The sequence below is a fragment of the Alphaproteobacteria bacterium HT1-32 genome (assembly GCA_009649675.1).
GTDB lineage: Bacteria > Pseudomonadota > Alphaproteobacteria > Rhodospirillales > HT1-32 > HT1-32.
Genome location: WJPL01000002.1, coordinates 45,280 through 59,591, shown reverse-complemented (window position 1 = coordinate 59,591; position 14,312 = coordinate 45,280). Strand labels below are relative to the sequence as shown.

The following is a 14,312-nucleotide window of genomic DNA, read 5'->3' as shown; positions in this document are numbered from 1 at the left end:
GGAGAGACTGAATGAGCCTTGCTGACCTGACGGCTGCCCAACTGGCGCAGAAAATAGCGGCCGGGGAAACCACCGCAACCGACGCCGTCAATGACTGTCTGACCCGTATCGAAGCAAGGGAAGGAACAGTCGGTGCCTGGGCACATCTGGACCCGGTTTTTGCCCGTCGGCAGGCTGAAAAGCTGGATGCGGTCCGGGCTTCCGGTGCCGCACTCGGCCCGCTGCATGGCGTGCCGGTTGGCATCAAGGACATCATCGATACCGATGACCTGCCGACCGAATATGGCACAGTGCTGAAAGCCGGACACCGGCCATTCCGCGATGCGACCGTCGTCGCCCGGCTGAAAGCTGCCGGCGCCATTATCATGGGCAAGACCGTCACCACGGAATTTGCCGTCTATTCCCCCGGCAAAACCACCAATCCACATGATGCCACCCGCACCCCCGGCGGATCCTCCAGCGGATCAGCTGCCGCGGTTGCCGCCGGTATGGTGCCTCTGGCCATCGGGTCACAGACCAACGGATCGGTGATCCGTCCCGCTTCATTCTGCGGCGTCGTCGGCTTCAAACCGACCCACGGGCAGATTTCCCGCGCCGGTGTACTGCCCCTGTCGCAAAAGCTCGACCATGTCGGCGCCTTCGCCCGCACCGTCGAAGATGCGGCCCTGCTTGGCGACGTGCTGTTCGGCCATGACCGGGAAGACCCGGACACCAGACCGAAAGCCGCACCGCAATTGCAGAAGGCAACCCTGTCGGAACCACCGGCACCTCCCCGATATGCCTTCCTCCGCACGCCGTTCTGGGACCGGGCGGAGTCGGCAACACAGGAAGCCTTCACCGAACTGGCAGAATTTCTCGGCGCAAACTGTGTCGAGGAAGTCCTGCATGAAGAGTTTGACCGGGCAGCTGATTACCTCCGCACCATCATGTATCCGGATCTGGCTTTTGCACTGGATCGCTATTTCAACAATGGTGCCGACCAGATCAGCGCCATCCTGACCGGCATGGTCGAGGAAGGGCGCGCAGTCACCGCGCTTGATTACAACAAAGCAGCCAGCCGGATTGAGCCGATGAATGCCTGGCTGGCCCGCATCTTTGAAGATTACGACGCCATCCTGACCCTCTCGACCCCCGGTGAAGCCCCGGTCGGGCTGGATGCAACCGGTGATCCGATCTTCTGTTCCACCTGGTCCCTGCTTGGCACACCGGCCATTACCCTGCCGCTGATGCAGGGGGAAGCCGGGATGCCGCTGGGGGTTCAGCTGGTCGGCGAACGCGGCGACGATGCCCGTCTGCTCCGCACAGCACAGCAACTGGCCGCGCAGGTGGCGGCAGGGTAAAATGCCGGCCACACCATCACTGTCCGGTATCTGACCGGACCCGGCGGAAGGCCTCGACATGACCAGCACAGACCAGCCTGAAATTCTCGCTGAAACCGACGGCACCATTGGCCGTATCATCATCAACCGCCCGGCAAAGCGGAACGCCATGACACTCGGCATGTGGCGGCATCTTGGTGATCTGCTCGAAGAGTGGCAATCCAACGACAGCATCCGGGTCATTATTCTGGCGGGTGCCGGCGACAAAAGCTTCTGTGCCGGGAACGATATCAAGGAATATGCAAGCATCCGGGCGACCGCAGAGCAGCGCGTTACCTATGATGCCGTCACCACCCGCACCTACTCCCTGCTGAAAAACTTTCCCCGCCCGACCATCGCCCGGGTCACCGGCTATTGTGTTGGTGGCGGCATGGAACTGGCCCTGCTATGCGACCTCCAGATCGCAGCCGCCAGCGCCAGCTTCGCCGTTACCCCGGCCCGTCTCGGGATCGGCTACAAGCTTGAGGACGTGGAACTGCTGCTGGAGAATATCAGCCCGAAACATGCCCGGGAGCTGCTTTACACCGCCGACAAATTCCCGGCTGAAACCGCTGAACGCTGGGGCCTGATCAGCCGCGCCGTCCCTGACGACCGGCTGGATGAGGAAATCATCGCCCTCGCCACAAAGATTGCCGCAAATGCCCCTCTGACTGTCGGGGCGCTGAAGGTCACGATTGCAGAGGCCGCAAAGGCTGAACCTGATCTCGAACGATGTGCCGAACTGGTCAGGCTATGTGATGCAAGTGAGGATCGGGTGGAGGGACAGACCGCCTTCGCAGAAAAGCGGGAGCCAATGTTTCGGGAAGAATGAAGCAATTCAGGGACTCTGAAGCAACTTATCCCTCAACCACCCGCTCTGCAGGGAAGTCGAGAATGATAATGGTGCCGGCACCCTCGGCGCTGGTCAGGGCCAGTTCGGCACCGTGAAGTTCAGCCAGGCGTTTGACGATGTGAAGGCCGAGGCCGACGCCTTCACCAACGCGGGCAATATAGGCATTCGGTTCATCCAGCTTCATGCCGCGCGTAAAAGGCAGGGTCACCGCCTCAAGGCGTTCGGCAGAGATACCGTAGCCAGTGTCTTCTACCGACAGCCGGCCACGCCCGTCCGGCAGCCGTTTCCAGCCGACGGTGATGCTGTCCTCCGGATCTGAATATTTGATCGCATTTGACAGCAGATTATCCAGTATCTGCGAGACGGCACGCTCATCCCCGAGCAGGGCACAATCTGCGTTCCTGTTATCAATACGAAAGCGGGATTCCGCTCTCTGTGATGGTTCGATGGCACAGCGACGCCAGGATGAACGGACCGCCTCCTCGATATCAATGACGTCGTCGGCAAGCGGATATTCCCCGCTCTCGATCCGTGACAGATCGAGAATGTCATTGACCATATTCAGCAAGCGCCCGCCACTATGCGCAATGAAAGATGTGTATTCTTCATATTTTTCATGCCCCATCGGGCCAAAACAATGTGAGCGCATCATATCGGCGAAACCGATAATCGAATTGAGCGGCGTACGGAGATCGTGGCTCATATTGGCAAGAAAGGCGCTTTTGGCCTCGTTCGCCTGTTCTGCTGTCTCCTTGGCGCGCCGGATATCCCGGTCCTGCATCGTACGTTCGATGGCAATGGCTGCCTGCCTTGTACTGCCTTCGACAATCTTCAGATGCTTCTCTGTCGGGGTGCTGACCTCCCCCGAATAGAATGCGAAGGTTCCCAGCACCTTTCCGGCCGCATTCTTGATCGGAAATGACCAGCTTGAGACCAGGCCATATTCTGCCATGACATCCCGATAGCACACCCAGTGCGGATCGTTTCTGATGTCCGGAACAATCACAATCTCACCAGTCAGTGCAGCCAGTCCACACGAACCTTCCCGGTCATTAATATCAATCGAATTTATAATCTTGCCATAGCCTGCGGGCATTCGCGGCGCCGCCACATGCCGCAATGTCCGGCCATCGTCATTCAGCAGTTGTACAGAGCCGATAGCTCCCGGGACCATTGCCTCGGAGCCCTCAATCAATGCTGTCATCACAACTTCCAGACTGGCACCTGCCGCCAGCAAACCGAGAACGTCGCCACTGATCTCCAGCAGGCGGGCGTTAAGTCGTCGTTCCGTGATGTTCTGAGTAATCCCCATAACGGAATCCACATTCCCGCCGGCGTCAAAGATCGGGACAAAGCAACTGGTAAAATACTGCTGATCCCGGCCGTCGTCGGCAACGAATTCGAATTCGGAGGCATTTCCCTGTACGGCATCGTCAAGCAGACCGGAAATCCGGTCGCGGTCTTTAGCTGACACCGTGGACAGATATTTCCTTCCCCGGATTTCACTTTGAGCCGTCAGCCCGAGCATCCTGAGGCCAGCCGGATTCATTGACGAGATCGTACCGTCGATTTCAATTTCGTGAATACAGACCGGCGCATGCTGAACCAGCGTCCGGAACCGGCCATCGCTGGTTTCCAGTTCACGGGTACCGTCGACAACCCGCTGTTCCAGCAGGTCGTGAGAGCCCTGAAGTCCGGCAATCGCCGCATCACGTTCCCGGGTCAGAACAGCAATGGTCAGAGTTGCCAGAAACAATGCGATGAAGAAGGCCTGAAGCGATCCGACACTGTCGACCGGTGACTGGTCTGCAAAGGGTCCGCTCCCCTGCACAGCAAAGACCATGGCGCTCATAGCAACCACAAGCATGCCCGATGCTGCACCGGTCGGACCGAATCTGACCGCTGCCCACAGCAAAATCGGCACCGGCAGGAACAACAGCCCTGTTGTCCCCTCGGAGACACCACCGTGAAAACCACCGTACAAGCCAATCGACAGGGCCAGAAGAATCGCAAATATGGCGATCACTTCGGCAGCCTTACGTGCTGAAAGCTCTGCAAAGCCATGCCGCCAGTTCTTCAGCCCGAGAATAACAGGCAGAAACATCAGATGACCAACAAGGTCGGCAATGCCCCAGCGATAGAGGATGACAGACTGAAATTCGCTGAGGGTGGCAGCCGTCAGAGCCCCGAGCAATCCCCCGAGAGCTGAACACAGGCTCACCGTGATCAGAACAAGCATCAGATTGCGCAGGCATGACAGCGGGTTATCGATTATGCCAAACCTGCCGAACAGCCAGAGTGCCAGAAGTATCTCGGCACTGTTGGCAATCGTGAAGCCGACCAGCGTTTCGACCGGATGCCCGATAAGCAGTTCCGCAACAACATAGGCAGGCGGCAGGGCAAAGGCAGCCCGGACACGTATTTCAGCCGGCATAACCAGCAACAAGCCGAGGACAATCCCGTTGGTCGGCCAGAACACTGCGATGGCATCAGGGGGAAACATGAAATGGGGCGCAACAAGCACGGTCACGCCGATTACAACCACGACGATCAGGCCAGTACAGGCTGCCAAACTAAATCTACGGTTTGCCATGACCACAAACGCCCCGACACCAGAATCATATCAGAATGATATGTCTGTAACGGCAATCGTGGCCCAATCAGCAGGGCAAAGCCAATACTTTCCGGTCATTCCCTGACACCGGTATCCGGAAGTCAGGGGACTTTCAGATGACCCTGACCACACCGTTCTCCGGATCCACTTCCAGCCGGTCACCAGTCTTGATCAGCCTGGTCACATCGCCGTCTTCGAAGCGGTCACACATGGTCATGTCGGCCAGTGCCGCCCCTTGGGCCAGAATGGTGTTCGCCGTATTGAACAGGATGGCTTTCGGCGCGATGCCCCGGGATTTCATCTCGTGCAGCATCCAGGCCGAAGCCACGCCACCCTTGGCCGTGTTGAACACCAGAATCTTGTCCTTGTAGGACTGGCCATGCAGCTTGTGCTGCGGGCGGGAAAAGACACCCTTGAGACGGTCGAGATCATAGCGGGCCGAGAAGTTGTCCTCGGCAACCAGCGCCTCACCTTCAACTTTCGAGCCGATACCCTTGTGGCATTTGAACGTGGTCATCAGACGATCTCCCCTTTGCAGGCCGACTCGATACAGGCCTCCATACTGGCCAATGCAGGCTCATAGCCATAACCACCCAGAATATTGACGATCTTCGCAGAGTTGGAGAGCAGACGCTTCCAGCCATTCGCCTCCCCGATCTCGCGGGCATACTGGTTATAGAAACAGGTGCCTTCGAGCACCTTGCCACCCGCCGCTTCAATCGCCCCGACATGCCCCATACGCAGGGCATCTGCATACACACTCGGCGAGGTGCAGACGATCAGCGCCGTATCATGGTGAATTTTGCGACCTTCAATCAGGTCCGCGACCTGTTGCATTTCAACGATGGAAAGCTGAGGTGCGGCGAAGACCACCACATCGACCTTGTCACCCCTGCCACCAAAGCCGGATCGCAAGGCTGCCAGATCGGCGGCGGTAATATCTTCCACCGGCAGCTTGTCACCCTCGACCGCCGCCAGAGTCGGCGCTTCCGGTGTAATTCCGATGAGGTGGAACAGCGGCGTCGAGCCATAGCTCGCCATGGCCGCCCCCATATGCTTCATCTCGTCAGAAGTCGGCACCGCTTCCAGCCCCTCGATAGCCGGAACCTCCCAGTAAGACCCAGCCTTGCGGCCGATGACGGCGCCAAGCACACCCCAGTCTGTCAGTTCCCGCGGCTGTTCGCGGAGCCGATAGCGTTTCGTCGCCCGCCGGTTCTGGTCGAGATGCAGGCCGTAACGTGGCGTCCGGCCCGTCAGCCCAGCCGCCAGAGCAGATGGCCCACCTTCAAAATTAGACCGCGCGCCCAGTGCCGAATTGCAATAGATCACCACCCCGGTATCACCAAACGCCACATGATCTCGCAGCATTGGCGGCATGATGGTCTGATAGTTGATGCAGGTGTTGGTCATCAGAATGCCCAGCTTTTCGCAGGCCGCGATCATCCGCCGCTCGATCGTCGCCATTTCCTCAGTCTGCCCGAGCGGACTGTAATGATTGAGGTCAACACCGCGGGGGTCCGTAATCATCGGAATGGCAACGCGACGGTCTTTTGCCGGATGCGAGGCGATGCCTTCCAGAAAGCTTGCCCCTGCATCACCGAGCGATTCCGGATCTGCCATCATGTGCGCCTGCGAGACCGGAACCAGGTCCTCCGCATCAAACATGCCGCCTACTTTCAGCATATGATCCAGTGCCCAGCGGCGTGGCTCTCCCATCTCACCGGCCAGCATGGCCTGCTCTTCATCCGTCAGTCGCATTGTCCGTTCTCCCTCACCCAAAGCCAGTTTCACTGACCACACTTCAAAATTGCTATATAGTAGTTACATTAATGTGCATTGTGTTTTCAAACAAAATATATCACTCTCAGCGAACTTTCTTCAGCCGGGGCGGGCATGAGTTATTCGGGCGACATCACAGAAGAATTTGTCCGGCAGTACTGGCGGGACGATCCGGCACGTCCGAAGCATGAACGTCTGCGTCAGGCGTTTCAGCAGTCAATTCTTGATGGTTTCTGGTTGCCCGGCGCCAGATTACCGACCGAATCCGATCTGGTCCGGGCAACCCCCTGCAGCCTTGGCACCATTCAGCGGTCGCTTCGTGATCTCGCCTCTGACGGCATTATCGAACGCCGCCGCGGCAGTGGTTCCGTCGTCGCCAGTGCCGGACAGACCATCGACCAGCCCTGGCATATGCGCTTCACCGACCCTAATCAGCCGGACGCAGGTTTTTTGCGGGTCTATACCCGCACCATCCGGCGAAACCTGTCGCCGTCTCAGGGGGCATGGTCTGATATTCTGGGCAGCGGCAGGCAGCCACATCTGCGGATCGAACGGGTCTTCCGGATTGGAGAGAATCTACGGGTCTATTCCATATTCCGCGCCTGCGCCGGGCGATTCGAGACGCTGGAAACCCTGCCACTGGCCGAACTGGACGGTGCCAATCTGAAGCATCTGATCAGCCATGAACTGCATCTGCGGGTACATGCCATCACCCACCGGCTGCGTGTTGAAAAACCGCCGAGGATGGCCTGCACACAGGCTGACTGCATTGCCGATCAGCCGACCGCAGTTCTGAATGCAATAGCCGCCGATCTGGACGGAAAGGCGCTCTATTATCAGGATTTCTATATTCCAGAATCGCATCTGACGCTGGCACTGGACGGATTCTCCAGCCCCCGCTGAGCTTGAATACGCATCTGGCAAAGGCTCTACAATCCGGCGAGGTCGCTCCATGCCGAATCGTTAAGGGCATTCAGGGCAATATCAATCGACGCCGACAGGGCTTCCGGAATCGACCCCGCCGGGCGTTCGGCGCGAAAGCCCCGGCGGATATAACTGGTCCTGCTGGAGGTATCGAACATCACCAGACTGGCATTGTTGTCATATGACATGATGACCGAAAACGGACGCTCAACATCACCGAGTTCGAGCAGGTCCATATTGATCTGGTGCAGATCCCCATCGGCTCCCGGCCGGGCACCTTCAACCACGAACATCAGAATGGAGAACATCTCCAGCCCGCCATTCCGGGTACAGGCGAGATTGCCTGCATAATCTGCGGAGCCATAGACTTCTCCCACCACAGCAGAGCGCCCCTTGAAGGCCAGTTCGTAGGCACAGGTGATACTGCCCTCAATCTGGAGCTTGCCGGACAGAGGCTGGCTTAGCGCCGCATCGATCACCCGCAGCAACCCCTCCTCGCGCATGAATCCAAGCGCCTGTCCTTCCCGCCCGACGGCGACCCAGTCGGGATAACCTTTTGGCCGTCCGATCGCTTCAATCCGTTCACCCCGGCGGAGCTTGCCCACTGATCTGGTACCCGCCTCGGGACGGGCCCGGATGACATTGTCCCGCTGCTGGGCAACGAATGCCCCTTTCAGCGGTTCAATCTCGATACCCTTGAGCGGGTCTTCCGGCGGATCAAGACCAAGCGCCTGACGCTCTTCTTCCGTCAGGGCCGTATCCAGCACCGGCTCAATGGTCTTGTCATACATGAAGCCGATAAAGCGGCGTTCCTGCTCAACCGCATACCAGCGGGTACCTTCAACTCGTCCGAGAGATTTGATCAGTGCGCCACGCTTCAGCAGGCCGCTTTTCCCGGAACGCGTTGCCGGCCGGTCACGAACATTGGCCGCACGGACGGACACACGAAAAGCACCGACATCACCATCAAGCTGGTATTCGTTCAGGATAATGCGCCGGGCGCTGTCTTGAGCCGGGGCGGATGTGCTAATCACAGTCAGGGCGACCATGAGCCACAACAGCCCTGACCCAACAACCAGCCAGGATCGGATAAATGTCGAGCGAGTCAGTATCATTTGACGGCATGATTGCCGAACGGATCACAGACCTCAAGCGTATGACGACCGGACAGGGCGCTTTATTGGGTCTCGACGTCGGAAAAAAGACCATCGGCGTGGCGATATGCGACCCCCGATGGATGATCGCCAGCCCTCTTGTCCTGATACGGCGCAAGAAATTCGCCGAGGATCTGGCGCAGCTTGTCGATATCGTTTCCGCCAATTCTGTCGTCGGGCTGGTCATTGGCTGGCCCGTCAGCATGGACGGAACGGAAGGCCCCCGTTGCCAGTCCACCCGACAGTTCGCGCAAAATCTGACCGCCGGAATCCAGCTACCCATCTTTTTTCAGGATGAGAGGCTTTCGACCGTTGCAGTTCAGCGCATGCTGACGACCGAGGCCGACCTCAGCCGGGCGAAACGGGCAGAAGTCGTCGATAAGGCTGCTGCTGCCTGGATACTTCAGTCCGCTCTTGATGCCGCTCAGCGGCAAAGCTGAAGACAACCACTTGTACAGCACCCGGTGAGGGGTGATAACTTTATCGTGAGGAGACAAACGATGAAATCACCGCTTTCCACTGCACAGCAGGCACTTGTTGAAAAGGCGCATGATCTCGCAGACCGCGAGATTGCACCAAACGCCGCCGAAGTCGACCGAACCGAGAGCTATCCCTGGAACAATGTCGCGAAACTGCGCGACGCCGGTTTCATGGGGATGACCATTCCGAAACAATATGGTGGTCCCGGCCTGACCTTTCTCGATGCGACATTACTGATTGAGGAAATGGCCCGGGTCTGCGGCGTTACAGGTCGCATCTCGGTCGAAGCGAATATGGGCGCGGTCAGTGCCGTGATGAAATACGGCACCCAGGGGCAGAAAAAACTGGCGGCAGATCTGGTGCTGGGCGGCGACAAGCCCGCCATCTGCATCACCGAGCCAGAGGCTGGCAGTGCCGCAACAACCATGACCACACGCGCCGACAAGCGTGGTGACAAATATATCCTCAACGGCCGCAAACACTGGATTACAGGCGGTGGCGTTTCAAAGCTGTTTCTTATTTTTGCCCGGGTTTTTGACGAAGCGGGCGAAGAACAGGGCATCGCCGGTTTTATCGCCGTGCATGGTGAAACCCCCGGCCTGGTGATCGGCGATCGTGAACCGACCATGGGCCTGCGCGGGATTCCTGAAACGGTTGTCACCTTCGAGGATATGGAAATTTCTGAAGATATGATGCTGTCGCCTCCCGGTGGTCTGCGCCGGGGATTCGGCGAGTTGATGGAAGCCTATAACAGTCAGCGCGTTGGGGCCGCCACGGTTGCCCTTGGCCTCGCCCGCGGCGCGTTTGAGACCGCACTGGAATTCAGCAAGAACCGGGAACAGTTTGGCCGCCCGATCTGTGAATTTCAGGGCCTGCAATGGATGCTCGCCGACATGAGCACCCAGACAATGGCCGCCCGGACGCTGATCCACGCTGCCGCCTCCTCGGCAAACGGGGCCTTCCCCGATGCGACACTGGCTGCACAGGCCAAGGTGTTTACATCGGAAATGGCCATCAAGGTAACCAATGACGCATTGCAGATTCATGGTGCCGCCGGTTATTCCCGCAACAACCCGATTGAGCGCATGACCCGTGACGCCCGTATGTTCACCATCGGTGGCGGCACGGCACAGGTTCTGCGCACGCTGATCGCCAGCCGCATTCTCGGGCGCAAGCTGCCGCAGACCCGTGACGGCTATATCGAACAGTGAGTAACGAGATGACGACATCACCCGGCCCGCTGGACGGCATCCGGATTTTCGACCTCAGCCGGATACTCGCCGGCCCCACCTGTACCCAGTATCTGGCCGATCTGGGTGCGGATGTCATCAAGATCGAGCGTCCCGGCGTCGGGGATGATACCCGCAAATGGGGCCCGCCCTATCTGAAAGATCAGGACGGCAAAGAAAGCAACGAAAGTGCTTATTATCTTTGCGCCAACCGGAACAAGCGGTCCGTCGCCATTGACGTCTCAAAACCGGAAGGTCAGGCGCTGGCCCGCCGCATGATCGCAAAATGCGATGTCCTGACAGAGAACTACAAGACCGGCGGTCTGGCGAAATACGGTCTGGGTTATGACCAGCTGAAAGATGAATTCCCCGGCCTCGTCTATTGCTCCATCACCGGCTTTGGCCAGACCGGACCTTATGCCGAACGTGCCGGTTATGATTTTCTGGCGCAGGGCATGGGTGGCATCATGTCACTGACCGGTGAGATTGATGGTGATCCGATGAAGGTCGGCGTCGGTATCGCCGACATCATGTGCGGGATGTATGCCTCTACGGCAATTCTCGCGGCGCTGCGTCACCGTGACCGGACAGGTGAAGGCCAGCATATCGACCTGTCGCTGCTGGAGACACAGCTCGCCTGGCTGACCAATGAAGGCATGAATTATCTGATCTCCGGCGAGGCGCCGAAACGGCGCGGTAATGCCCATCCGAATATCGTGCCTTATGAAGTTTTCCCGACATCCGATGGGTATTTCATCCTTGCCTGTGGCAACGACCGGCAGTTCCAGTCGCTGTGCGATCTTGCCGAACGGCCTGAAATCGCCGCTGATGAACGGTTTTCGACCAATCCGGCCCGGATCAGAAATCGTGAAACGCTGATTCCGCTTCTGCGCCAGATTTTTGTCAGCCGGAACACCGCCTTCTGGCTTGATGGACTGGAAAAACGCAAGGTTCCTGCTGCTCCGGTCAACGATCTGCCGGGCGCGTTTGCCGACCCGCATCTCATGGCACGCGGCATGGTAACAGAGATTCAGCATGAAGGACTTGGCGTCACCTACCCGGTGATTTCAAACCCCGTAAAGATGTCCCGTACCCCGCCAACCTACCGGCGCGGTGCCCCCCTTCTCGGGCAGCATACGGAAGAGGTCATCCGCGAACTGCTGGGAGCAGACGAGGAAGAACTCGCAAAACTGCGCAATTCAGCCGCAATCTGATTTTTTTACCTTGCCTTAGTGACCTTGCGATAGGTTGATAGAACAACCAGCATTTGAAGTCAGATAATCGCGAATGGCGACGGCACCTGCAGACGAGCGCCTCAGCGGCGGCGCAATGAGTAACGGCAAACCTGTCTTACGTGACCGGTATCTGATTGATCCTGCGTCACCGATACCCGAACTCGACCTGCCGAATGCCAGCGCATTTCTGGTCACTGACCGGCGTGATGCCGCACGGGAAATCTATGCGCTGGTCTGTCGCCCGGAAATTACACCGCGGATGAAGGAAATGCGCTCGCTCCGGGGGCTTTCCTCTCCCGGTCTTCTGCCTTTGCTTGAGTGGGGGGTTATCGAATGGCCGCCACTGGACCGCCGGACAATCGCTGTCATTTACCAGCGCCCGAAGGGAGGCAAGTTTGTCCGGGGACTGTCCGAAACCGTAGCACCGATCGACCCGCTGAGCGCCAGAGACGTTATCATCACGCCGCTTTATGCCGCCTTGCGGTTACTCGCCTCCAACAATGTCGTTCACCGCGCCATCCGTCCGGACAATCTCTATTATCTGGATGAGAAACGAACCCAGCTTGTGCTTGGCGACTGTGTGACCACACCTCCCGGTTATGACCAGCATGCATTGTTTGAAAACATCGGTTCCGCCATGACGCCACGTGCAGGGCGTGGCCGGGGCGACTTTCACAACGACATGTATTCGCTTGGCGCAACTGTCATGTTCATGATTGCCGGACGAAATCCCGCGCCGACGATGGACGAGCGTGAGATCATCGCCTCAAAGGTTTCCGCAACTTCGTTCAGAACGCTGGTCGGTGAGATCCCCCTTAACGATAGCATGCTGGAATTGCTTCGGGGCCTACTGGCCGACGAGAATGCCATGATATGGAATCTGGAGAAAATTGATCTCTGGCTTTCCGGAAAAAGAACAACACCTGTCCAGATGAAGCGGCCGAAGAAAGCCAAGACCGCCTTCATGTTTGTCGGCATGCCGATCACCCACAAGCGATTGCTGGCACAGGCTATTGCACTGAACTGGGATGCCGCAGCCAAGATCGCCCGCGAAGGCGAGATCGAGGTCTGGCTCCGTCATTCACTGGAAGACAAGGAAACCGCAGAGCGGATTGGCGCCGCGGTTCGCGATGCCACGGCAGATGAACTCGGCTCCGGGATGGATGACCATGTTCTGATTTCCCGGATTTGCCTGTTGCTGGATCCATCAGGTCCTATCCGGTATCGCGATTTCATTGCGATGCCCGACGGGTTTGGTACCGCGCTGGAGCAAAATCCCTCCCTCGGGCAATATTATGCCGAACTGATCAAGAAAGAGATCGTCAGATTCTGGACGGAGGCACAGCCCATCTACATGCCCGATCAGAGCCTGCATCTCGAAATCTCCAAGAATATGGAACAACATGTCCGGCAGACCGGCATGGGAAGCGGCATTGAACGATGCATCTACGAACTGAACGATATGGCCCCCTGTCGCAGCCCGCTGATTGAACGCGACTATGTTCTGGATATTGCAGATATTCTGCCTGCTCTGGACCGCGCTTCCAAACGGGTGGACCGAACCACCCTGCCGGTAGATCGTCATATCGCGGCTTTTGTCAAAAGCCGGTTCGATAATAATATCGACAAACAGGTTGAAGCCCTGACGGCGGGCAGCAAGGAACGTGCAACACTTGGCATGATCTCGCTGCTGGCCATGCTGCAATGGCGGCTGGGCCCGGAGACTGTCTTCGGCCTGAGCAGCTGGATCGGCGGTATCGCCCAACCGGCCATCAACAGTTATCACAGCCGGTCACAGCGAAAGCGCCTTGAACGGGATATTCCGAAAATGGTTCGCCGGGGCAGTCTTCCGGAAATCTACAACCTTCTGGAAGACAAGGAACAACGGGATACTGACACTTCCGGATATGCTAAAGCCGTCGAAGAATTCAGGGAAGCCCAGGCAGAAGCTATTGAAATCGAAACCGGTGAAGAAAGGCGAAAGATCGAGGCCAAGCTTTACGGACAGCAGACTGCGGCTGTCATATCGCTCCTCATCGGCATGACTGTTTTGACACTCATGTTTGCCGGGCGGATGTTCTGACCGATGGCCAAGGCAGCACAGAAAAAAATCAGTCGCGGTGGTGGAAAACAGAACCGGTCACGGGGTGGCGGCCCCGTTCTCAGGCTGCTCTGGTGGCTGGTCGCAATGGTTTTTGCGATCATGTTCTATGCATCCCTGATCATGTTCCTGGTCGGGATGCTGCCAACCATTGTTGCCCGGATCATCGACCGCAGTGAAAGCCGCATGCGGTATGTTTCGGTTGGCGGTCTCAATCTTGCCGGTCTCAGCCCCTACCTGATCAGTCTGTGGTTTGGCCACAATGATCTGGAAACTGCTCTTTACCTGATTTTTGACCCACTGACCCTGCTGGTTATTTATGGCCTCTCCGCTATCGGCTGGGTCATGTATAACATGACGCCGCCACTCGTCGGCTCGGTTCTGGAAATGGCGTCACAGCGCCGTATGATGGCCTTGCGCGAAAAACAGCGTTCCCTGGTAACGGAATGGGGACCGGAGATTACGGACGATGCCAGTGGTGCCGGAGAAGCCACGGCAAAGGCTGTTCCCGTCAAAACAATAAAAGGGGCACCAAGCCCACCCGGCTCGGCGCCCCCTTCAGTACCGGCAGTTCCCGGCGGCTAG

At 57.9% G+C, this 14,312-nt stretch carries 12 protein-coding genes; 8 read left to right on the top strand and 4 right to left on the bottom strand.

The window, feature by feature from the left end:
• The first annotated feature begins 11 nt into the window (after positions 1–11).
• Positions 12–1,340, top strand: a complete 1,329-nt coding sequence (locus GH722_11855) for an amidase (GenBank protein MRG72453.1) — start codon at positions 12–14, stop codon at positions 1,338–1,340.
• A gap of 58 nt (positions 1,341–1,398) precedes the next feature.
• Positions 1,399–2,190 carry an enoyl-CoA hydratase gene (locus GH722_11850; protein ID MRG72452.1) on the top strand — a complete coding sequence of 264 codons (792 nt, stop codon included), beginning with the start codon at positions 1,399–1,401 and terminating at the stop codon, positions 2,188–2,190.
• 25 nt (positions 2,191–2,215) lie between these two features.
• Here the strand turns inward: GH722_11850 and GH722_11845 are convergent, their stop codons facing one another.
• From GH722_11845 to GH722_11835, 3 genes are all read right to left on the bottom strand, one after another.
• Positions 2,216–4,804, bottom strand: coding sequence for a GAF domain-containing protein (locus tag GH722_11845; GenBank protein ID MRG72451.1), 2,589 nt, complete (start codon positions 4,802–4,804; stop codon positions 2,216–2,218).
• Between the two features lie 133 nt (positions 4,805–4,937).
• Positions 4,938–5,342, bottom strand: a complete 405-nt coding sequence (locus tag GH722_11840) for a DUF126 domain-containing protein (protein MRG72450.1) — start codon at positions 5,340–5,342, stop codon at positions 4,938–4,940.
• Positions 5,342–6,583, bottom strand: a complete 1,242-nt coding sequence (locus GH722_11835; protein ID MRG72449.1) for a DUF521 domain-containing protein — start codon at positions 6,581–6,583, stop codon at positions 5,342–5,344. Before GH722_11835 ends, GH722_11840 begins: the two co-directional genes overlap by 1 nt.
• A gap of 135 nt (positions 6,584–6,718) precedes the next feature.
• Here GH722_11835 and GH722_11830 point away from each other — a divergent pair, with 135 nt between their 5' ends.
• Positions 6,719–7,507 (top strand): GntR family transcriptional regulator, encoded by a 789-nt coding sequence (locus tag GH722_11830; GenBank protein MRG72448.1) that lies wholly within the window; start codon positions 6,719–6,721, stop codon positions 7,505–7,507.
• Positions 7,508–7,533: 26 nt separating this feature from the next.
• Here GH722_11830 and GH722_11825 read toward each other — a convergent pair whose 3' ends face one another.
• Entirely contained in the window at positions 7,534–8,577 is a 1,044-nt protein-coding gene (locus GH722_11825) for a hypothetical protein (protein MRG72447.1), read from the bottom strand.
• Positions 8,578–8,651: 74 nt separating this feature from the next.
• Here GH722_11825 and ruvX point away from each other — a divergent pair, with 74 nt between their 5' ends.
• The 5 genes from ruvX (at position 8,652) to GH722_11800 (ending at position 14,312) form a co-directional block, all read left to right on the top strand.
• Entirely contained in the window at positions 8,652–9,122 is a 471-nt protein-coding gene (gene ruvX, locus GH722_11820) for a Holliday junction resolvase RuvX (protein MRG72446.1), read from the top strand.
• 60 nt (positions 9,123–9,182) lie between these two features.
• Positions 9,183–10,373: an acyl-CoA dehydrogenase gene (locus tag GH722_11815; protein ID MRG72445.1), complete on the top strand. Its 1,191-nt coding sequence runs from the start codon at positions 9,183–9,185 to the stop codon at positions 10,371–10,373.
• Between the two features lie 8 nt (positions 10,374–10,381).
• Positions 10,382–11,605 (top strand): CoA transferase, encoded by a 1,224-nt coding sequence (locus GH722_11810; protein ID MRG72444.1) that lies wholly within the window; start codon positions 10,382–10,384, stop codon positions 11,603–11,605.
• 73 nt (positions 11,606–11,678) lie between these two features.
• The gene (locus tag GH722_11805) at positions 11,679–13,709 is read left to right on the top strand and encodes a protein kinase family protein (GenBank protein ID MRG72443.1); all 2,031 of its coding nucleotides are present in this window, start codon (positions 11,679–11,681) and stop codon (positions 13,707–13,709) included.
• A 3-nt stretch (positions 13,710–13,712) separates the two neighbouring features.
• On the top strand, positions 13,713–14,312 hold the full coding sequence (locus tag GH722_11800) for an acyl-CoA synthetase (GenBank protein MRG72442.1): 600 nt from the start codon (positions 13,713–13,715) through the stop codon (positions 14,310–14,312).